General features: G+C 34.0%; 18 protein-coding genes. 5 read left to right on the top strand and 13 right to left on the bottom strand.

The features are described from left to right. Nucleotides 1-29: 29 nt before the first annotated feature. The gene (yajC, locus tag HNP99_RS15530; RefSeq protein WP_173854363.1) at nucleotides 30-302 is read left to right on the top strand and encodes a preprotein translocase subunit YajC; all 273 of its coding nucleotides are present in this window, start codon (nucleotides 30-32) and stop codon (nucleotides 300-302) included. Nucleotides 303-415: 113 nt separating this feature from the next. Here the strand turns inward: yajC and HNP99_RS15525 are convergent, their stop codons facing one another. From HNP99_RS15525 to HNP99_RS15505, 5 genes are all read right to left on the bottom strand, one after another. Then, complete coding sequence (locus tag HNP99_RS15525) at nucleotides 416-1,882, bottom strand: sensor histidine kinase (RefSeq protein WP_173854361.1); 1,467 nt, start codon at nucleotides 1,880-1,882, stop codon at nucleotides 416-418. A gap of 2 nt (nucleotides 1,883-1,884) precedes the next feature. Continuing rightward, a complete protein-coding gene (locus tag HNP99_RS15520) occupies nucleotides 1,885-2,586 on the bottom strand; it encodes a response regulator transcription factor (protein WP_173854359.1) in 702 nt (233 codons plus the stop codon). A gap of 191 nt (nucleotides 2,587-2,777) precedes the next feature. Beyond that, on the bottom strand, nucleotides 2,778-3,662 hold the full coding sequence (locus tag HNP99_RS15515) for an anti-sigma factor (protein ID WP_173854358.1): 885 nt from the start codon (nucleotides 3,660-3,662) through the stop codon (nucleotides 2,778-2,780). 276 nt (nucleotides 3,663-3,938) lie between these two features. Next, nucleotides 3,939-5,216 carry a peptidase T gene (gene pepT, locus HNP99_RS15510; protein WP_173854356.1) on the bottom strand — a complete coding sequence of 426 codons (1,278 nt, stop codon included), beginning with the start codon at nucleotides 5,214-5,216 and terminating at the stop codon, nucleotides 3,939-3,941. A gap of 96 nt (nucleotides 5,217-5,312) precedes the next feature. Continuing rightward, entirely contained in the window at nucleotides 5,313-5,861 is a 549-nt protein-coding gene (locus tag HNP99_RS15505) for a SixA phosphatase family protein (protein ID WP_173854354.1), read from the bottom strand. A 145-nt stretch (nucleotides 5,862-6,006) separates the two neighbouring features. Between HNP99_RS15505 and HNP99_RS15500 the strand changes: the two genes are divergently transcribed. Further along, nucleotides 6,007-7,029 carry a quinone-dependent dihydroorotate dehydrogenase gene (locus tag HNP99_RS15500; protein WP_173854351.1) on the top strand — a complete coding sequence of 341 codons (1,023 nt, stop codon included), beginning with the start codon at nucleotides 6,007-6,009 and terminating at the stop codon, nucleotides 7,027-7,029. 58 nt (nucleotides 7,030-7,087) lie between these two features. Here the strand turns inward: HNP99_RS15500 and HNP99_RS15495 are convergent, their stop codons facing one another. After that, nucleotides 7,088-7,792, bottom strand: coding sequence for a DUF3307 domain-containing protein (locus HNP99_RS15495; RefSeq protein ID WP_173854349.1), 705 nt, complete (start codon nucleotides 7,790-7,792; stop codon nucleotides 7,088-7,090). Further along, entirely contained in the window at nucleotides 7,789-8,400 is a 612-nt protein-coding gene (locus tag HNP99_RS15490) for a hypothetical protein (RefSeq protein WP_173854347.1), read from the bottom strand. Before HNP99_RS15490 ends, HNP99_RS15495 begins: the two co-directional genes overlap by 4 nt. Nucleotides 8,401-8,596: 196 nt before the next feature. On the opposite strand from HNP99_RS15490, the gene HNP99_RS15485 reads away from it, so the two are divergent. Beyond that, a complete protein-coding gene (locus tag HNP99_RS15485) occupies nucleotides 8,597-9,460 on the top strand; it encodes a hydroxymethylglutaryl-CoA lyase (RefSeq protein WP_173854345.1) in 864 nt (287 codons plus the stop codon). A gap of 187 nt (nucleotides 9,461-9,647) precedes the next feature. Then, nucleotides 9,648-11,120, top strand: coding sequence for an IMP dehydrogenase (guaB, locus tag HNP99_RS15480; RefSeq protein ID WP_173854343.1), 1,473 nt, complete (start codon nucleotides 9,648-9,650; stop codon nucleotides 11,118-11,120). Between the two features lie 63 nt (nucleotides 11,121-11,183). On the opposite strand, the gene HNP99_RS15475 is transcribed toward guaB, so the two are convergent. From HNP99_RS15475 to HNP99_RS15465, 3 genes are all read right to left on the bottom strand, one after another. Continuing rightward, nucleotides 11,184-13,421: a cation:proton antiporter domain-containing protein gene (locus HNP99_RS15475; protein WP_173854341.1), complete on the bottom strand. Its 2,238-nt coding sequence runs from the start codon at nucleotides 13,419-13,421 to the stop codon at nucleotides 11,184-11,186. A 338-nt stretch (nucleotides 13,422-13,759) separates the two neighbouring features. Next, nucleotides 13,760-15,106, bottom strand: coding sequence for an adenylosuccinate lyase (gene purB, locus HNP99_RS15470; RefSeq protein ID WP_173854339.1), 1,347 nt, complete (start codon nucleotides 15,104-15,106; stop codon nucleotides 13,760-13,762). A 68-nt stretch (nucleotides 15,107-15,174) separates the two neighbouring features. After that, nucleotides 15,175-15,867: an SIR2 family NAD-dependent protein deacylase gene (locus HNP99_RS15465; protein ID WP_173854337.1), complete on the bottom strand. Its 693-nt coding sequence runs from the start codon at nucleotides 15,865-15,867 to the stop codon at nucleotides 15,175-15,177. A 213-nt stretch (nucleotides 15,868-16,080) separates the two neighbouring features. On the opposite strand from HNP99_RS15465, the gene HNP99_RS15460 reads away from it, so the two are divergent. Next, nucleotides 16,081-16,746, top strand: a complete 666-nt coding sequence (locus tag HNP99_RS15460) for a TrmH family RNA methyltransferase (RefSeq protein WP_173854335.1) — start codon at nucleotides 16,081-16,083, stop codon at nucleotides 16,744-16,746. A 560-nt stretch (nucleotides 16,747-17,306) separates the two neighbouring features. On the opposite strand, the gene HNP99_RS15455 is transcribed toward HNP99_RS15460, so the two are convergent. The 3 genes from HNP99_RS15455 to HNP99_RS15445 form a co-directional block, all read right to left on the bottom strand. Continuing rightward, nucleotides 17,307-17,993 carry an XAC2610-related protein gene (locus HNP99_RS15455; RefSeq protein WP_173854333.1) on the bottom strand — a complete coding sequence of 229 codons (687 nt, stop codon included), beginning with the start codon at nucleotides 17,991-17,993 and terminating at the stop codon, nucleotides 17,307-17,309. 361 nt (nucleotides 17,994-18,354) lie between these two features. Next, on the bottom strand, nucleotides 18,355-20,610 hold the full coding sequence (gene katG / locus HNP99_RS15450) for a catalase/peroxidase HPI (RefSeq protein WP_173854332.1): 2,256 nt from the start codon (nucleotides 20,608-20,610) through the stop codon (nucleotides 18,355-18,357). Nucleotides 20,611-21,263: 653 nt separating this feature from the next. Further along, nucleotides 21,264-22,154 carry a mechanosensitive ion channel family protein gene (locus tag HNP99_RS15445; protein ID WP_173854330.1) on the bottom strand — a complete coding sequence of 297 codons (891 nt, stop codon included), beginning with the start codon at nucleotides 22,152-22,154 and terminating at the stop codon, nucleotides 21,264-21,266. Between the last annotated feature and the right edge of the window lie 167 nt (nucleotides 22,155-22,321).

Here is a 22,321-nt window from a genome sequence, read left to right as displayed (position 1 = left end):
TTAATAATTAAAAAAAGAAAATTAATATTATGGAACAATTAACTAAATTTGCACCCTTTTTACTAATGTTTGTAGTGATCTATTTCTTTATGATTAGACCACAACAAAAAAGAGCTAAAAACGAAAAAGAATTTGAAAGCGCTTTAAAAGTTGGAGATAAAGTAATTACAAAAAGCGGACTTCACGGTAAGGTTTCTGAAATTGCTGAAACAACAGTAATTTTAGACACAATGGCTGGAAAGTTAAAAATGGAGCGTTCTGCAATTTCTATGGAAATGAGTGCTGCTTTAGCAAAAAAATAATCCTTTTTAAGATATAAAAAAGACCGATACATTATGTGTATCGGTCTTTTTTTGTGACTTATCTTAAGTGGAAATAACTAACTGTGATACTAGTTTGTATAGTATAAATGCAATTAACTGCATTTTAATTTAAAAATGAACGAGCTTCCAGTATTTTCACTGCTAATTAATTCAAGCGACGAATCGTGGAGGTCCAGTATCTTTTTTGCAATAGCAAGACCTAAACCTGTACTGTTCTTTAGATCGGTATAGTTATTAGCTCTGTAATATCGAGCAAAAATACGTTCTCGGTCTTTCTCCGGAATTCCTATTCCGTTATCAGTAATAGTGATTTTTACAGTATTGTTCAAACATTTTTCTGTTGTAATACTAATGTATCCGTTCTCAGGAGTAAATTTTATTGCGTTGTCTAATAGGTTTTGAATCACTCTTTCGATCAAAGAAATATCAGCAAATACCGGCGCTAATTCTTTCGATAAAAAAGTGTCAATTGTAATTTTTTTATTGTGTGCAATAAGATGGTATTTAGAGCTGATGTCATTTACTAATTCGCTAATAATAAAGGCTTCTTTGTTAGGACGAATTTGGTTTGCTTCTAGTTTTGATAATTCAAAAAGTTCATGAACAAGTTTTTCTAATTTCACTGAACTCTGACTTACCATATCAATATAACGTTTTCTCTCTTCGTCAGTGATTGTTTTTTCTTTGATTTGTAAGGTTTCAAGATAGCCTCGTATTATTGCGATTGGTGTTCTTAAATCATGTGATACATTAGCGATAAGCTCTCGTCTTAAATTTTCTACTTCTTTAAGTTTGTCAATGTTAGTGGTCAGTATATCTGCCATTTCATTAAACATTTCGGCTAGTTGTTTTTCACTACTTAAGCTGTCCAGGTTTATTCTGGCGTGCAAATCTCCCTCTCTAAAACGTTGCATGACATTCAGGATCTTTGAATAGTTTTTTGTGATGGTTCGAATGATAAGCAAACCTATTAAAAATGTAAAAAACAGTGTAATCCCCATAGTACGATAGCTAATTTGCCATAAGTAACTAGTAAATAGGGTATCAGATTCTGCTTGTTTTTTCTCGCCATTTAGTACCACATAAATATAAGCATATAGCATATTATTCATGGTTAATGGGTGTGCCGAAAATACTTTTTGAGTACCTGGATTTAAGGGATCGTCACCTCTTATCAAAGACTTTTTCTTATCTGCAATAAATGCTTTGATGGGGAGTACATTAATAGACTCTAATATTAATTTTTTTTCTGGCGGAAACCAAGCAATAATTTTTCCTTTTGGGTCAACTAAATATACCTCGAGGTTTGGATTAATTGCCATCACGTGATGAAACATTTCGTTTAGTGCCGGTTTGATTACTTTTCCGTTATAAAAAGGAGTAGAGTTTTCAATAATATTTTTAGCAGTGTCGTGGTTGATTCTTTGGTTGACCTCTTCTAGATATTCTCGTGATGAGTTGTAGCTTATATAAACATGAGCCATACCCACAATCGCAAGAAGTAGAAAAAATACCAATGATATTTTCCAAAATAAACTGTTGTATCTTTTTTGTTCCATTCTTATTTTATTTCGTCAGTAAAACGGTATCCTATTCCCCAAGTAGTTAAAATATATTTTGGGTTGGTAAGATTGGGTTCTATTTTAGTTCGTAATCTATTTATATGAGAGTTTACAGTATGTTCGTAACCAGAAAATTCATATCCCCAAACCAAATTTAGCAAGGTTTCACGGGAATAACTTATTCCAGGATTTGACATGAATAAATACAATAAATCAAATTCTTTAGGTGTTAATTCAATTTTTTGATCCTCAAGTAAAACTTTTCTTTTTTGAGTATCTAGTTGCAAATTTCCACATTGCAAAACTTCATCAACAATGACTTGCTCTGTGCTGTTTATTTCGCTTCTTCTAATCAGTGCTTTTACGCGTGCTGTAAATTCTCTTATGCTAAAAGGTTTTGTTAGGTAATCGTCTGCACCGGTTTCAAGACCTATAATTTTGTCAATTTCTTCACTTCTTGCCGTAAGCATCATTATGGGAGTAAAGTTCTTTTCGGCCCTAATGCGTTTGCAAATTTCTATTCCGTCAATATCGGGTAACATGATATCTAGAATAATAGCATCATAAGAATTAGTATTAGCAAGATGCAAACCTTCAAAGCCGTTATAAGCTTTGGTTAATTCACAATGAATGTCTTTTAAATGAATACTAGCTAACTCAACAATAGAGGGGTCGTCTTCAATCATCAAAATTTTCTTCATAACTATTGTTTTTTGTTAGAATTGATTTATAAATATAGTTTTTTTGCTTTGGATGTAAAAGAGATTTAGTAATTCTAAGCTTTAAATCAATGCTTAGTTATCAAAATCGATAAAAGCTCAAGAAACAACAATTATTTGTCATTACTTAAGCCTTTATCAATTAAATGTACTTTTTTAAAAGTATATTAAAACTATTTAGTTGCTGTTCCAGTAGCCGCTGAAGCTTTTGCATTGTTGCTCATTGTATAAACAGTATGATCAAGTGCAGCTGCAGGTATTGAACCAACTAATGGTTTAAGTAAAAAAGGTTTTGTGCTATTATCAGGAAAAGGCTCAATACTAATTACAGCTGTCTTACCAGATAAATCAGTAGGAAATGTTACTCCTGTTGGTGCGTTTACAAGAAAGTCTTCACCAGGAAATGGAGGTGTTCCTAATGCTCCGCTAAATCCACTAAAGTCATCAACTCCTGAAACAGATGTAAATGTCCCTGTAGTTACTGGTACACCATCGATTACTGCCCAACCTTCGTATTTCCAACCTTCAGGAAGTGTAGGTAATTCTAAACCTGCTGTAGGAGGTAAAGTACCTAGGAACCAAAGTCCGCTTTTTTCGTTTGTATCATCATCGTCTGATGGAGTTGCAAGTACATAAGATCCTTTTGCAGATAAGAAATCATTTCCTAAAGCTTCTGGCGCTCCAATAGTTAAAGTAGCCGAATTTGAAGAGAAATCACCTGCTAATAGATGTGTTTTTGCAGGCGCTGGATCAGTATCAGGAAAGGGCTCAATTGTTAAGATGAATTTTGTTGCAATGTCTAGATCTGCGCTAGCAACAGTAAAAGATGTTTTAGACATTGTTCCATCACTACTTACTGTAAAAACACCTGTAGAAACAGGTTGTCCGTTTGCTATAATCCAGCCTTCATATTTATAATTAGCTCCTAAATCTTCTAGTCCTGAGATGTTTAGTTTTAAATCTTTACTTGTATTTGCTGGGTTGTCATCGTTGTTGCAGCTTGCAAAAAGCCCTAAACTTAAAACACTTACTAAGGATAATAATGTTGTTTTTTTCATGATAATTTTTTATAATTTGGTTAACTCTTTTTTAATCTTAAAAAGACTCTTTTGTTTTGTTAATGCAAATTACGTTTGAAGTTATCACGAAAAGATTGCAGAAGTATAAAATTTTTAAAACTGCTGTATTTATTCGTGTTTTATTGATAAAAAAAGCCCTCAAATAATATTTTACTTTTTGAGGGCAATTTTAATCGTGACATGTTTAGGAATATTTTTTACTTTTAGGCTTTCGCCAAAGCACTAATTTGACCTAATCACATATAATAAGGTTAATTATTTCTTCTTGTTAGTTTTAGAAACTTCCAGTCCAAAGTTAGGCAATGAAGTCAGCTCAGCAATTTTTACAATCACTTCTACTGCTTTTTGCATGCTTTCTACGGGTACGTACTCATATTTACCATGAAAATTATGTCCGCCTGCAAAAATGTTAGGACAAGGTAATCCCATGTAAGATAACTGGCAACCATCTGTTCCGCCGCGAATAGGTTTAATTAATGGTTTTATGTTTACTTCTTTCATTGCTTTTTCGGCAATGTCAACAATATGTTTTACAGGAACTACTTTTTCCTTCATATTGTAATATTGATCTTTTATCTCAGCAATCACAATGTCTTCACCAAATTGTTTCGCAAATTTCTTGTTGATTTTTGCTGCTATTTTTTCAATTTTTTCTTTTCTTTTTTCGAATTTTTTCTTGCTGTGGTCTCTAATGATTAATTCTAAAACTGTTTCTTCAATACTTCCAGTTAAATGGTGCACGTGATAAAAACCTTCATAACCTTTAGTCTCTTGAGGTGTTTCATCAGATGGTAAAGCATTGATGAAATCATTAGCAATTAACATCGAGTTGATCATTTTACCTTTGGCATATCCAGGATGTACACTTTTACCTTTGAAAGTGATTTTGGCTCCAGCCGCATTAAAATTTTCGTACTCCAATTCACCTATCTGACTTCCGTCCATAGTGTAAGCCCACTCTGCTCCAAATTTTGCTACGTCAAAATGATGTGCGCCACGACCAATTTCTTCATCGGGTGTGAAACCAACTCTAATTTTTCCGTGTTTGATATCGGGATTATTAATTAGGAATTCCATTGCAGTAACAATCTCTGTAATTCCCGCTTTGTCATCAGCACCTAGAAGGGTAGTTCCGTCAGTAGTGATTAAAGTTTGTCCTTTATATTGCAATAAATCTTTAAAATAATTAGGAGACAAAATAATGTTTTGTTCTGCATTTAAAACAATATCTTTTCCGTCGTAATCTTTTATAATTTGTGGATTAACATTAGCACCTGTAAAATCAGGTGTAGTATCAAAGTGTGCTACAAAACCAATGGTAGGAACTTCATGGTCAACATTGCTAGGTAAGGTTGCCATGATATAAGATTTATCATCGATGGTAACATCTTGCATTCCAATTTTTTTAAGTTCTTCAACCAGTTTATTGGCTAAATCCCATTGTTTTGCAGTACTTGGTGTTGTAGTTGAATTTGGATCTGACTCTGTGTCTACAGTTACATAACTGATGAAACGATCAATAATATGTTGCATAAAAGTGTTTTTTTAATGTGGGTACAAAGGTACTGTTTATTTAGAATTGAGCCTTCAAAAGATCAATTATCAGTGGTGTTTTAGCATTGTAGTTTTTTAATGCATCATTTGTGGACCTTCAGTATTAGAACTTGGAGCGCCATATTTAAAGACTTCGGTTTTAATACTTCCATCTGCTTTTATCAACATTAAAAAAGCATTATCATAATCTTGATCTCCAATTGAATCTATAGGTCTTTTTCCTCCTAGAGCTTCGATTGTCTCTAAAACTGTATTTGAATGTCCGACAATTAATACCGTTTTATTAAAATCTTTTTTTAGTACATTTTTAGCAAATTCTTGTAGTTTACTGGCGTCATAAATTTGAAGCGTAATTTTATTTGATGAAGCTGTTGGCTGTGCAGTATTTCTAGTACGCTTGTAATCTGTCGTGTAGGCAACGTCTATTTTGCCTGATTCATGTAATCTTGTAGCTAGATCTACTGCTCTTTCGTTACCTTTTGTTGTGAGTTCGGGATCTTTTTCTTTAGGGTTATCTGTCATTTTCTCAGCATGACGAACAATAATTATTCTGATTTCGTCTTTTGATTGACCAAAAACAGTAATCGAAGCTAGAAATATTAAGAAACAAATATACTTTTTCATAGATGGAAATTTAGAATCGCTAATTTATTGTATAATATTGAAAACCGGGCTATTTGTTCTGTCTTAAATAGCTTCTTTAATTTTTATCAGAAATATTTATTTATCGCTGAGATAATTCTATTTTTGCACTCACAACTAAAAAGCTATGTATAAACTACTTATTCGTCCACTATTTTTTCTATTCGATCCTGAAAAAATACATTATTTTACTTTTTCATTAGTGCGTTTCACGTCTAAAATCCCTGGTTTTTCGGCACTTTACCGTTCGTTATATCTAGTAGATGATAAACGATTAGAGACGGAAGTTTTTGGTTTAAAGTTTAAAAATCCAGTTGGATTAGCGGCTGGTTTTGATAAGGATGCCAAGTTGTATAAGGAGTTGTCTAATTTTGGTTTTGGGTTTATCGAAATAGGAACGTTGACACCAAAAGGACAAGATGGAAACCCAAAAAAGCGTTTATTTCGATTAAAAGAGGATTCGGCTATTATTAACCGAATGGGTTTTAACAATGGCGGAGTACTTGAGGCAGTAGAAAGGTTAAAAGCCAATAATGGTGTTTTAATTGGAGGAAACATAGGTAAAAATAAGTTGACACCAAATGAGGAAGCGACTTCTGATTATGAAATATGTTTCGATGCTTTGTACGATTATGTAGATTATTTTGTGGTGAATGTAAGTTCGCCAAATACGCCCAATTTACGTGCGCTACAGGACAAAGAGCCGTTGACGCAATTGTTGCAAACACTTCAAAATAAGAATTTGGCTAAGCCAAAGCAAAAACCAGTTTTATTAAAAATAGCTCCCGATTTAACAGATGAACAGTTGCTAGATATTATTGATATTGTTGCCGAAACAAAAATTGCGGGAGTAATTGCAACGAACACTACCATATCCCGTGAAGGATTACAGTCTGAAAACAAAGCCGAAATGGGCGGATTATCAGGTAAACCATTGACAAAACGTTCTACTGAGGTAATTCGTTTTTTATCTGATAAAAGTAATAAAGCATTTCCTATTATTGGAGTAGGAGGAATCCATACTGCTGATGATGCTATCGAAAAACTAGAAGCAGGAGCTAGCTTAATACAATTATATACCGGTTTTATATATGAAGGTCCCGCTTTAGTAAAAGCAATAAATAAAAAGATTGTAGCGCGAATGAAATAATTCGTTTGCAAAGTAATCAAGTCCGTTATAAATTTCATTTAACGGACTTTTTTATGCCTTAGATTGAAATAGCTTGCACTAAAAGGCCCGTTATTAAAGCGATTCCAAAGCTGAGTAAAGTGCCAATTAAAACATATTCGGTTAATTTACGGTCTTTGGCTTCTTTTAAATCCCCAAAACGAAAAATAGATTTAGCTGCCAATAAAAATCCGATGGCTTCAAAATGTCCCGTAACTATAAAACAAAATACAAATAGTCTTTCTAGAATTCCAATATAATTTCCAGCATTTGATAAAGAATTGTCCTGGTGATTTCTTTTTTCAGGTGTCCAGATCGAAATTGCATTTTTTATAATAATAGATGTTGGTTTAGTTAGGAAAATAACTCCAGTGATAAAAATCCAAATAGAATTACTGACGGGAGTTAAATCTAAACTTTGATTGGTGTATAAAAACGTAATGCTAGCAATGACAAGAATATGCAATGCTTGATCGACCATAAACCAAGTACGTTTCGTTTTCTTTTTCTGGAATTGTAGTTTAGCGTAATCAATAAGGCCATGTGTTACTGCAAGTACGATTGCGAACCCTAAGAAATCACTTTCGCCAACAAAAACAAACGCTAAAAGACCATGTAGCGCAGTATGAATATATAGGTAAATACTTTTTTCTTTTTTAAGTTCTTTATCTTTTACCCATGAGTTTGGTTGTAGTATAAAGTCACCCAGAATATGTGCCAAAAATAATTTTACAAGTAGGATCATACGGTAATATTTTTTATTTTTTTTCGAAAATAGTCATCTAATTCGAGAACCAAGTCGAATTTGGCTCGGCTTCTTCGGCGACTTACAGCAGCTTGATTGATGTTTAACAATTGACCAATTTCGTCTTGTGAAAGCGTAGGGTTTTGTAGTGTAATCAAAACCAACTCTGCCGACTGAGCTAACCAGTTATCCATAAATGTGAGTCCTAAACGCAACATTAAATTAATTTCTTCATCAAAGTCTATAACGCTAGTGTTGATTGCCAGATTGTTCTTTTGTTTTTTTAATGTGTCAAAAAGTTCACCTGAACGTATAAATGCAGAGCCATTACTCTCCGAAATTTTCTTAGCAGCATAGTTTTTTTCTCCAAAACCAATACTCATTCTTGCATCGAGTTTAATGCTTTTTAGATAAGCTTTAATCAATAAGGCATGATGTAAAGCCTCAGTAGGAGTAGCGACTTCTAGTTGAAATTCATCACCACGATAAATTTCCCATTGCTCTGGATTGTTGCCTAAAGTGTTTAGTAACTGCTTCAATCCCAGTATCCATTCAGTGGAAGTTGTTTTTCTAGAATTGATTATATCTCCTGTGATTATACTTATCATATTCAAATATAATTAAAATAAAATGCTATTTGTACTTTTAAATAAAACTATTTATTACCAAATAACGTAATAATTATACATATTACCAAATTATGTAATAATTAGATTTATTACAAATTTATAGAATACGTTAAAAAGTAAAAATTTAAAGAGCATTATTTAATAATCCTAATTGTTTTTCTATCTTTGAAATTATATGAAGCCAGTAAAAATTATAGAATGTCCACGGGATGCCATGCAAGGCATTAAGCCTTTTATTCCTACAGAGAAGAAAGTTGCTTACATACAATCATTGTTACGCGTAGGATTTGATTCGATTGATTTTGGGAGTTTTGTTTCTCCAAAAGCGATTCCGCAAATGGTAGATACTGCAGAGGTTTTGGCACAACTGGATTTATCCCAAACTAGTAGTAAACTCTTGGCGATTATTGCCAATACGAGAGGTGCTGAAATGGCTTCAAAACATAAGGAAATACAATACTTAGGTTTTCCGTTTTCGATTTCCGAGAATTTTCAGATGAGAAATACACATAAAACCATAGCAGAATCTTTAGTTACTTTAACTGAAATTTTAGAAATCGCAGATCAAACCAATAAGGAAGTAGTTGCTTATCTTTCTATGGGTTTTGGTAATCCGTACGGTGATCCTTGGAACGTAGATATAGTAGGGGAGTGGACAGAGAAAATGTCAAATATGGGCGTAAAAATCCTTTCTTTGTCGGATACTGTAGGAAGTTCAACACCTGATGTTATTAGTTATTTATTTTCTAATTTGATTCCAAAATATCCTGAAATCGAATTTGGAGCGCATTTACACACTACTCCTGATAAGTGGTTTGAGAAAATTGATGCGGCTTACAAAGCAGGTTGTACTCGTTATGATGGTGCAATTCAAGGATTTGGCGGTTGCCCAATGGCTAAAGATGACTTGACAGGAAATATGCCTACAGAGAAATTGTTGTCTTATTTTACAGCAAACAAAGTGGTTACTAATTTAAATCCGCTCAGTTTTGAAAGCGCATACAATGAAGCTTCAAAGTTATTTGGAGAATTCCATTAGAAAAAAAAAGTTTTTATTTACTTCAGAATAATTGTTAAAAATCGGATAGTTGTATTCCTGTTAAATAGAATTTTTTTATAAAAATTAAGGATAAACGAAAACGATTGAGAATATTAATTGAGTAGTTTTTAAAAATTATATTCAAAAATTGACTATATTTGCTCGCAATTCAACTACAAATTGCAACATGATAGCACATAACTCCAAGATTATCGGTGAAGGTTTAACTTACGATGATGTATTATTAGTTCCTAATTACTCAAATGTTCTTCCTCGCGAAGTGAGTATCCAATCTAAATTTTCAAGAAATATTACACTAAACGTTCCTATAGTATCTGCTGCTATGGATACTGTTACTGAAAGTTCAATGGCAATTGCTATGGCTCAAGAAGGTGGAATAGGTGTACTTCATAAAAACATGACTATCGAGCAGCAAGCAGCTAAAGTTCGTAAAGTAAAACGTGCTGAGTCAGGTATGATTATTGATCCAGTAACTTTGCCTCTTACTTCTACTGTAGCCGATGCAAAAAATGCCATGAAAGAATTTGGTATAGGCGGTATTCCTATCGTTGATGAAAACAAAATTCTTAAAGGAATTGTAACCAATAGAGATTTGCGTTTTGAAAAAAACAATGCAAGACCTATTGTTGAGGTAATGACAACTGAAAACTTAGTTACCGTTGCCGAAGGAACTTCACTAGAACAAGCTGAAGTGGTGTTACAAGGACATAAAATTGAAAAACTTCCTGTAGTGAATGCTAATTATAAATTAGTTGGTTTAATCACTTTTAGAGATATTACTAAATTAACTCAAAAACCAATTGCGAACAAAGATGTTTACGGACGTTTGCGTGTAGCAGCTGCCATTGGAGTAACTGGTGATGCATTAGAAAGAGCAGCAGCTTTAGTAAATGCAGGTGTAGATGCAATTATCATCGATACAGCTCATGGACATACTGAAGGTGTTGTAAAAACATTAAAAGAAGTAAAAACTAAATTCCCTCAAATCGATGTAATCGTTGGTAATATTGCGACTCCTGAAGCAGCAAAATTTTTAGTTGAAAATGGAGCAGATGGTGTAAAAGTTGGAATTGGACCTGGTTCAATTTGTACAACACGTATCGTTGCAGGTGTTGGTTTTCCTCAGTTTTCGGCAGTGTTAGAAGTAGCAGCTGCATTAAAAGGAACAGGAGTTCCAGTAATTGCTGACGGTGGAATTCGTTATACAGGAGATATTCCTAAAGCTTTGGCAGCAGGTGCTGACTGTGTTATGTTAGGGTCACTTCTTGCAGGAACAAAAGAATCTCCAGGAGAAACTATCATCTTCGAAGGTAGAAAATTCAAGTCGTATAGAGGAATGGGTTCTGTGGAAGCAATGGAAACAGGATCAAAAGACCGTTATTTTCAAGATGTTGAAGATGATGTAAAGAAATTAGTTCCTGAAGGAATTGTAGGACGTGTACCTTACAAAGGAGAATTAAACGAAAGTATGTTACAGTTCATTGGTGGTCTTCGTGCCGGAATGGGATACTGTGGCTCAAAAGATATTCCAACTTTGCAAGAAACAGGACGTTTTGTTCGCATCACTGCAAGCGGAATTAATGAAAGTCATCCTCATAATGTTACGATCACTAAAGAAGCACCTAATTATTCTAGATAATTAAGCTATTCTATAATTATAAAAAAAAGGCAAAAGTGTTTCACTTTTGCCTTTTTTTTGTTTTTACTCCGTAAACAAAGCATTCATTAATTTATTATTACCTACAATCCATAAAATATCGTCTTTTTGTAACACAATACTAGACTCTGGATTCAGGATTCGTTGTCCGTTACGTTCAATACCTACAAGTAAACCGTTGGTGCGTTCCCTTAGTTTAGATTGACCTACGCTTATTCCTATAAATTCAGCGTTGTTGAGTTCTATTTGTTTTAAAACAAGATTATTATCTACTTTTATGGGATCTACAATTTCATTTGATTTAAGGTAAGTCGAAAATTGCTCCACTTGTTCATCAGTTCCAATAACGCATATTTCGTCACCAGGGAACAGGCGTTCTAATTTATTTGGAATTTGAATCGTTAACTCTCCACGTTTTATAAATGCAATATTGATTCCTAAATCCTCTCTTACTTTTAATTCACGAAGTGTTTTTCCAGCAAGGTTTGACTCGGGTGCGATTTCAAAAGTAGACATATGACCATCCCAAGGCGTTAGATTTGCATGGCGGCGATCTACTTTTTTAATCTCTCTATTGTTGAGGTTTTTTAGAAAACGATTTTCAATTTTATGATAAAGGGCATGCAGTTTTTTCGGAAAAAATAAATATATAATAATCGAAGCAACTAGTGCAACAAAAGCAATTATAGGGGAGAAAAAGATATTCAATAAAAATCCAATATAAAATATAGCAAGTCCTATTCTAAAAAATATCATCATCAATATTGGACCACGATATTTACGTTCTTTATACAAAGCATCTACCTGTTCTACCGCCACACGACGCAAAGAAAGAGCCCATAAAAACGGAGAAATAGCGACTAATGTAATAAGTGCAGCAATCGCATTACCAAATTTTGAATGTTCAACTAAAGGTAAAATATAATTATCTGACAATAATATGATTGATGTGATAATGATAGTGTTCAATATAATCTGAATTAAATAGGCACGTATCACAATTTGCCAAGTACTAACTGATCGAATTGCTTGTGCATTAGTACTGTAACGAGCAATTTTTTTAACCCATCTTTTAGGTAGTTTTCGCTCTAAGAATTCTGAAAACGGAACCGCCATTTTTACCATAAAAGGAGTCGTAAAAGTAGTAATTGCAGATACAGCAACTACAATTGGGTATAAAAAGGAGCTAGTCACATTGAGTGACATTCCTAGTGTGGCAATAATAAAAGAGAATTCTCCAATTTGTGATAAACTCATTCCTGTTTGCACAGATTGTTTTAAAGGTTGCCCAGATATCAAAGCGCCAATAGTTGAACTAATTGATTGCCCAAAAATGGTCACAAATGTCAAAATTACTACTGGTATAGCATGTTCGTATAGCATCACGGGATCTATCAACATACCAACTGATACAAAGAAAATCGCACCAAATAAATCTTTTACTGGTTTTACTAAATGTTCAATGTGTTCTGCTTGCGTCGTTTCGGCAATTATAGAACCCATAATAAAGGCTCCTAATGCAGGTGAAAAACCAACATTTGATGCTAGTATCACCATCATTAAACAAAGTGCCAACGAAATTATCAGTAGCATTTCATCGGTTAATAAATGTTTGGCTTTTTTTAATAATGAAGGTATAAAAAAGATTCCTCCTACAAACCAAGCCGTTAAAAAGAAAACGAGCTTTAAAACCGACATTATTAATTCGGTTCCAGAGAATTTTTGACTTACCGCTACAGTTGACAACAATACCATCATTAAAATAGCTACAATGTCTTGTACAATAAGAGATCCTATTACAATTCCAGCAAATTTTTTGGCTTTTACACCCAATTCGTCAAATGTTTTTAAAATAATTGTAGTGGATGAAATCGAGAGAATTACCCCTAGAAATATCGAGTCCATTTGACCCCAGCCCATCCATTTCCCAACTAAAAAACCCATTAAAACCATAGATATTATCTGGGTCACTGCAGTTATCGAGGCGGTGCCTCCCACTTTCATTAATTTCTTAAAACTAAATTCGAGTCCCAAACTAAAAAGTAAAATAATCACACCAATCTCTGCCCAAACTTCAACGCTCTTAATATCAGTAACTGATGGGAAAAAATCAAAATGTGTTCCTGCTAAAAATCCAGCAATCAAATATCCTAAAACTAAAGGTTGTTTTAGTTTTTTAAATAATAAAACTGCTATTCCAGCCGTCATTAGGATCAGTCCTAAATCGGTAATAAGTGGTTCTAAATGTGTTGATGCTTCTGCTACTGTTGCTGCGGTACTCATAATTTATTGTTGTAGCTATTCCAGCTTTTCATTTCAAGCTTTTGGTTAAAATACTTTTTTATTAGGCAGCTGGCAGGAGTTTCCTCTGGTCACTCTACCAATTGCCATAAAAATAGTTTTTTCTCCCGCAAGGCTTTCCATTGCAATCTGGGCTAGTAAGTTTTAAAATAATAATGTTCAGTTTTCATCAGTTAGCATAAACAGCCAACTCATAAAAAAAGCTATCGATAAAGATAGCTTTTTTTACATATTTTATACTAAAAATCAATCGTGCTAAGTCACTTTTATCATATTCAGAGAAATAGAAACAAAGTTTTTAGTGATTTTTAATCCATTTTTTAAATTCCTAAGAAATTGCTAGGTGTTATTTGCATTAACTCCGTTTTAATCGCTTCTGAAACATCAAGTGTCGCTATAAAACCATGAATTGCTTTCTTATCAATTGCTTCATTTGTTCTTGTCAATCCTTTCAATGCTTCATAAGGATTAGGATAACCTTCACGTCGCAAAATTGTTTGGATTGCCTCAGCAACTACAGCCCAATTTTTTTCTAAATCTTCATGAAACTTAGATTCGTTTAGTAATAATTTGTTCAATCCTTTCAAAGTCGCTTCAAAGGCAATGATTGTATGCCCTATTGGTACACCTACATTTCTTAAAACGGTACTGTCTGTTAAATCACGTTGCAATCTAGACAATGGTAATTTTGCCGAAAGGTGCTCAAAAATAGCGTTTGCTATTCCTAAGTTTCCTTCTGAGTTTTCAAAATCAATTGGATTCACTTTATGTGGCATTGCCGATGATCCAATTTCTCCTGCTTTTATTTTTTGTTTGAAATATTCCATCGAAACATACGTCCAAATATCTCTATCTAAGTCAATGATGATCGTGTTGATTCTTTTTAAAGCGTCAAAAAACGCAGCAAAATGATCGTAATGCTCAATTTGAGTAGTTGGAAAAGAGTGGTGTAAGCCTAAAATATCTTCGACAAAATTGCCTCCAAATTTTTTCCAGTCAATTTGTGGATATGCCACATGATGCGCATTGTAATTTCCAGTTGCTCCACCAAATTTAGCTGCAAACGGAATGTTGAATAATAAACGCATTTGCTCTTCAAGACGTTCTACAAAAACACCTATTTCTTTACCCAAACGAGTAGGAGAGGCCGGTTGTCCATGTGTACGCGCTAGCATAGGGATGGCTGCCCATTCTACACTTAAGTCTTTTAATTTTGAGGTTAACGTAATTAATGACGGCATATAAACTTTTTCAAACGCTTCTTTTGTAGAAAGCGGAATCGCAGTATTATTGATGTCTTGAGATGTTAATCCAAAATGGATAAACTCTTTGTATTGTGATAAACCTAACTTTTCGAACTTATCCTTAATGAAGTACTCTACCGCTTTTACATCGTGGTTGGTTACTTTTTCAGTTTCTTTAATCCAAAGTGCGTCTTCGGTTGAGAATTTTTTATAAATGTTGCGTAAACTTTCAAATAAATCCGAGTTTACCCCAGCTAGTTGTGGCAAAGGAACTTCGCACAAAGCAATGAAATATTCGATTTCAACTAATACGCGGTATTTGATTAAAGCTTCTTCAGAGAAAAACGGAGCCAAAGAAAGGGTTTTACTTCTATATCTTCCATCAATTGGAGAAATAGCATTCAATTCGTTTAAAGTAGTCATTGTTGTGTTATTTATTGGAAAACGACAAATATAAACCTTTAGTAGCAATATCGAAAAGGAATAATTCTTTAAATCAAACCAGTAAGAATCTTTTGCAATTGTTTCATTCCTTCTGATGCTACTTCGGGAATTACCTGCAAAGGATTTCTCAAATTCGCAATTTTAATGGGTTTGGGATCAATATAGTAAACAGGAGTCGCTGTTTTTGTAAAATCAATTAATCCTGCTGCGGGATATACTTGTAACGAAGTTCCAATAACAGCAAAATAATCAGCCGTTTCAGTCATAGCAACGGCTTCTTCAAGAGCGGGAACTTCCTCTCCAAACCAAACTATATGTGGGCGTAACTGATTATTATGGGGATCAAAATCACCAAAATTTAAATCATCTCGCCAATCTAAAATATAATTTGGAGCAACGGTACTACGTACTTTTAAAAGCTCGCCGTGCAAATGCAAAACTTTGCTACTTCCAGCGCGTTCGTGTAAATCATCTACATTTTGCGTGATTATTTGTACATCAAAATCATTTTCTAGTTCAGCCAAAATTTGATGCGCCAAATTAGGTTTCACTTCCTTAAGTTGCTTGCGTCTTTGATTGTAAAAGTCAAGTACCAAAGCAGAGTTTTTATACCAACCTTCGGGTGTGGCTACATCCATTACATTATGACCCTCCCAGAGTCCATCGCTGTCTCTGAAAGTTTTAATACCACTCTCCGCACTGATTCCAGCTCCGGTTAAAACTACTAATTTCTTTTTCATTTTTTAATAATTTGGGCGTGACCACAAGGGTCTGGCTTTCTGCTATATCTTTCTGGGCAAAAAAGCCCATAAAGGATACCGCGGCAATCCCTCACGCAATTCTGTACACATTTTTAATGTTTGTTTCAACCAAATCAAGAATCGCATTCTCAATCTGATTTAGAAAGCATAAAGCTAGTCTTTTTTACTATTTTTGCAGCAAATAAAATAAATATGATTGATTTAAAATATCTAGAATTTCTTGAAAACATTTTGACAGATAATCGCAAAGAGCGCTTTTTGAAAGTTTTAGAAAACAGAACCAATCATTTTACTATTGCTGTAGAAGATATTTTTCAGATGCACAATACGAGTGCAGTAATGCGTAGTTGCGAGGTTTTTGGAATTCAAGAACTTAATGTAATAGAAGAACGGTACGGAAAAAGTATTGATAAAGAAATCGCCATGGGTGCCCAAAAATGGGTGGACATCAATACATTCGATTCAGTAACAAGTTGCCTAGATGCTGTAAAAAGCAAAGGCTACCAAATTATTGCTACTACACCGCATGAAAATGATTGTTTAATGGAGGATTTTGATATTACCAAACCAAGTGCTTTGTTTTTCGGAACCGAACGTGATGGGTTATCTGAAGAAATCATGCAACGTGCCGATGGTTTTTTAAAAATCCCAATGGTAGGTTTTACCGAGAGCTTGAATATTTCTGTTTCGGCAGCCATTATTATTCAAAATCTAACCAATAGATTGCGTAATTCTGATGTTAATTGGCATTTATCCGAAGAAGAGATGTTAGTCAAAAGATTGGCATGGGCAAAAAGTTCTATCAAAGATATCAAAAGAATTGAAGCTCGTTATTTTGAAGAAAACCCACGAGTTTAGCAATTACCTAAGGTTAAATAAGTATAGAAATGTTTTCGTTGAAATACGACTTTTTTTAGTACGCAAAATACTCATGGACTTTTTGACATTTTACGGTTAATTTTTTTGATAGCTCCAGTACTTCATCTGTATTATGTTTGTAAACCAAAAACAAAATAATTTCATCACTACCAAAATCGCCTAGAAACAAAATTTCATTATTGTCGATATGTAGCGCTAACCATTTAAAATATTCTTTTGCATTTAATTTTAATTCAAACGGAAAAGCTGGAAATTCATCAAAACTTTCATCAATAATTTGATGGATTTCATCAATTTAATCAGACGTAATGGCTATGTCTGCGAGTTCTCCAGGAATTAAGAAGTCTAGTAGTGTATCGAATATATCAAAAACCTACTCCAGATCGTTTGCAGCGGTGTATTCTTGAGGATCATGTAATAAGCTTTTAGTGTCTTGATAATTTCCTCTTTTTATCGATGCGATGGTGTAGCCATCCGTAAGAAAGTAAACTAATTGGTTTACTTCAATTTGTCATTTTTTTTGGGTTACTATTACTGCTTTATTCTTTGTAATAATCTTCGGTTTTATATTTTTTAACTTCCGTTTTTAATTTGTTATTTATCCATTTTCGGGTGGTTACAATCACTGAATTGCCTGCATCATTCATGGCATCTTCTTCCAGTTCATAGACTTTATATAATCCTTTCATTGGAACTATTTCATACTCAGTTGTTATATGCCAACAGCAACCACTTTTTGCAAATGTTATAATTCTTTTCCTTTTAGTATCCGTTTGAAACATTCCTAGATTTTCAAACGCAAGAGCAGTTAATTCTTTACTTAAAACAAATTTGGTTTTTGTGATGTTAAAAACATAAACGTCATAAGAAGGTCCACCATAACCGCTGTTGTTGCCGTTACGTATTGCTAAATCTTCATGACCATCAAAATTAAAATCTTCAAAAATTAAAGGACTCTGCTCATTGTACAACTGAATTATATTGACTGTTGGTTTTTGATCTTTATTTAAATCAAAATATAGATCTTCTGACGATAGTACTTGTTTGAAGCTTTTGTCTTCTTTTCGGGTTATTGTTATAGTTCCTTCGCCACTACAATTACCATCAGCACAATTAACAGTCATTGCTGCATTGTATATTTTCGAACCATTTTTAACTGTGAATTTAGTTTGACATATGATATAGCTAGGAATAAGCAGTAGTAGTAAGAAAATAGCTTTTTGCATTTGTATAGTGCTTTAGTTCGTAAAAATTTATTGTAATACTATTATTTGTAATAGTTAGTATTTATATCAAATGTATATTTTTATTAAAAGTGAATTTGTTTATTTTGATTTTTTTAATAGCCCCGACAGTAGTGTAAAGCCTATGCAGGTTGAGAATTACTTTTTCTTGTGGTGGCAGAGCGACCAGAGGAAGCTCCTGCCAGCACTTAGAAAAAGAGTTTGAAACCAAATAGCTTGAAATGTATGACGGGATTAGCTCCTAAATAAAATGCTGAAAAAAATCCCCAACTACAGGAGTAATTGGGGATTTTTGCATTGTATATTATAATGTTTTGTGAGTCAAATTAAATGACTACGAGAATTATTTTAAATCAAAACGATCAGCGTTCATTACTTTCGCCCATGTTTTAACAAAATCAGCTACAAATTTCTCTTTGTTGTCGTCTTGCGCATACAACTCAGAGTAAGAACGTAAAATAGAATTAGAACCAAATACTAAATCCATACGAGTGGCAGTCCATTTTACCACTCCCGTTTTACGGTCACAAATGTCGTAAAGTCCCTTTGTTGTTGGTTTCCAACTGTTACCCATATCGGTTAGGTTAACAAAGAAGTCGTTTGTCAATGCGCCAATAGTATTGGTGAAAACACCATGTTTTTTGTTGCCATAATTGGTGCCTAACATTCTCATCCCTCCAACAAGAACGGTCATTTCTGGTGCTGTTAAGCCCATTAATTGGGTACGGTCAAGCATTAATTCTTCTGGACTTACTACATAATCTTTTTTACTATAATTACGGTAACCATCAGCTAAAGGCTCTAAAGGTTCGAAAGACTCTGCGTCTGTCATTTCATCGGTAGCATCTCCACGACCTGCGGAAAATGGAACGCTAACTTGAATTCCAGCCGCTTTTGCAGCTTGCTCTACACCTAAATTACCTGCCAAAACAATTGTATCAGCGATACTGATACCAAACTCAGCAGCTATTGGTTCAAGAACAGATAAAACATGTGCCAAACGTTGTGGTTCGTTTCCTTCCCAATCTTTTTGAGGCGCTAAACGGATGCGTGCACCATTGGCACCACCACGCATGTCTGATCCACGGTAGGTACGCGCGCTGTCCCAAGCTGTATTTACCATTTCTGGAATAGATAATCCTGAGGCTGCTATTTTGTTTTTTACAGCTGCGATATCATAACCTGTGGTTCCAACTGGAATTGGATCTTGCCAAATTAATTCTTCCTGAGGTACATCAGTTCCAAAATAGTTTGCTTTTGGTCCCATATCTCGGTGTGTTAATTTGAACCAAGCACGAGCAAAAGTTTCTGAAAAATACGCTTGGTCGTTCATGAACTTCAACGAAATCTCTCTATAAATAGGATCAACTTTCATAGCCATATCTGCATCGGTCATCATTGGGTTGTGACGAATACTTGGGTCTTCAACATCTACTGGTCTGTCTTCATCTTTGATATTGATTGGTTCCCATTGCCATGCTCCAGCTGGGCTTTTGCGTGGTTCCCATTCGTGATTGAACAACATTTCAAAAAAGCCACCATCCCATTTGGTTGGGTGTGTTGTCCAAGCACCTTCTAGTCCGCTCGTTACCGTATAGCGTCCTTTTCCTGAATTACTTGGGTTTTTCCAACCTAATCCTTGTTCTTCAACGCCTGCTGCTTCTGGTTCAGGGCCCAAAAGGCTGGCGTCACCATTACCATGTGTTTTACCTACGGTGTGTCCACCAGCAGTAAGCGCAACTGTTTCTTCGTCATTCATGGCCATACGTGCAAAAGTTTCACGTATTTGAGCGGCAGTTTTCATTGGGTCTTGTTTTCCGTTTACTCCTTCTGGGTTCACGTATATCAATCCCATTTGAACGGCTGCCAAAGGATTTTCCATTGTTTTTGGATCTTCAACATTTCCATAACGTTCGTCACTTGGTGCCAACCATTCTTTTTCAGCTCCCCAGTAGGTATCTGTTTCTGGGCTCCAAATGTCTTCACGTCCAAAAGCGAATCCGAAAGTTTTTAATCCCATATCTTCATATGCGATGGTACCAGCTAGGGCAATTAAATCGGCCCAACTTAGTTTATTTCCGTATTTTTTCTTAATAGGCCACAATAATCTTCTTGCTTTGTCTAAGCTTACATTGTCTGGCCAAGAGTTTAAGGGTGCAAAACGTTGGTTTCCAGAACCAGCGCCACCACGACCATCGGAAGTACGGTACGAACCGGCAGAGTGCCAAGACAAACGAATCATTAAGCCTCCGTAATGTCCCCAATCTGCAGGCCACCAATCTTGACTGTCTGTCATTAGCGCGTGCATGTCTTTTTTTAGGGCTTCAATATCTAATTTTTTAAGTTCTTCTTGATAATTAAACGCTTCTCCTAAAGGATTGGTTTTTGTATCATGTTGACTCAATATTTCAAGATTGAGGGCATTTGGCCACCAAGACATCACATTATTACTTGATGCCGTGTTTCCGCCATGCATTACAGGACATTTACCAGCTCCCGCATCGTGGTTTCCTTCAACAATAGTTGGAGCTTCGTTTTGTGGAAGTTGTCCATGATTTACTGGGCATTTACCTTGATCAGCATTGTTATTATTTTCCATATTTAAAATATTTATAGATTTAGTGTTTTTTTTGTTTTTTCAAAATTAGGATAATTGTCTACAGTGTATTTCAATCAGTAATCTTCATATTTTATTACGTCATAAACAAAAACTATCAACTATTTTGTTTCGATAGAATACCTATATAGTAGGTATTTAGTTCAATTAAAGGATTAACAAGGTGTTATTTATCTAAAATATTTTTTACAGATTAGGACATAAAATCTCCTTTATACTTCTCTCAAAAATAGCGAAAATTGTTGAGAGTAAGTCAAAAAAAATGAGTTTTAATATTGAAAATAGGGAAGGGGGTTAATTATAATGTATTGCTTTTTAGTAGTTTACTGTATTCTCTAAAAAGGCAAAGTCTATTAGTTTATAAGCGATTTTAGCAATGTAATTTTAATCTCAATTAATTTTTTTTGTGTTTTATTGCTGTATTTTCTTTGTTGTTATCATCGCCGAGTTTACCTTAAAATAGGAGTTTCGAAACTCGAAGTATTTTGGATTTGCTTTCAAACAATTTATTTTCATAAAATACCACATTTTTTTCATTCAATATGGTAGGTTATTCTTGCTATTTGGTCAAATATAATTTGAAAAGAAGTAGTCTTATTTATATGCCCCAAAGTGAGTTACAGTATTTCGTTTTCTTATTTTTCAATATTTATAGGCATTTGATTCAATGTAGTTCCGCCTTTGATTCCAAAGTCTAATGTTCTAATAGGGAAAGGGATCATAATATCGTTAGCGTCATAGGCTTTCTTGATTTTAAGAATAGCTTCACTTCTTACTTTATTATATATAAATTGTTCTGGTGTATTGACCCACATTGTAACTGTTAAGTTGATAGAACTATCTCCAAATTCCATAAAAAAGACATTTACCTGATCATCTTTAGATAGTTCTTCGATACCGCTAACTGCTTTTAATGTGATTTCTCTTACTCGTTCTAAATCCTCACCATAAGAAACTCCTACGTTTAAGTCAAATCTTCTTTTTTGCAAAATTGTATAGTTTTCGATAGGGTTTTGGAAGACCTCTTTATTGGGGATTATAACTGTTTTTCCTTGAAAAGTTTCTACAATAGTATCACGAAGATTGATTTCTTTAACTTTTCCCATGTAATCTTTTATTTGAACGATATCTCCAACCTTTAATGGTTTTCTAAAGGAGATAAATATTCCCGACATGAAGTTAGCAGCAATATCCTGAAAAGCAAATGCCAATGCCAATCCTAATATTCCTGCACCTGCTAATATAGAAGTTACTGCCTTATCGAGATTTAAAATTGTCAATACAGTGAAAAGTACGATTCCGATAAATGAAAAATAAACTACTGAACTAAATAAGTTATTGAGAGTAACGTTATGCGAAATTTTTGAAATTAGTTTTGTTGTTATTTTACGTATAAATTTTGCGATGTAAAAACCAATTACCATGACAACTGCAGCCATAACTATATTGGGTAGTAGCTTAATTAAAGCTTCAGCCCAAGTGGATAATTTATCAGTAATTAAGTTGGTGATTTTATCTAAATTCATCGTAGTTTTTAATTTTATTGCTAATATTTACTTGTAAAATACTAATATAGTAAATGATTGCTTTTTTTACAAGGTGGATTCAATTAACAAATGCAACCTCATGCAGATTGTTTAAGTTTTTGCTCAAAAATTTCATTTGGACTTTTAAAACCAAATCTTTTTCTGGG

The organism is Flavobacterium gelidicaeli (genome assembly GCF_013294005.1).
Taxonomy (GTDB): Bacteria; Bacteroidota; Bacteroidia; order Flavobacteriales; family Flavobacteriaceae; genus Flavobacterium.
Note: the sequence above shows the minus strand (reverse complement) of the source record. Positions and strands in the feature narration are given on the sequence as shown.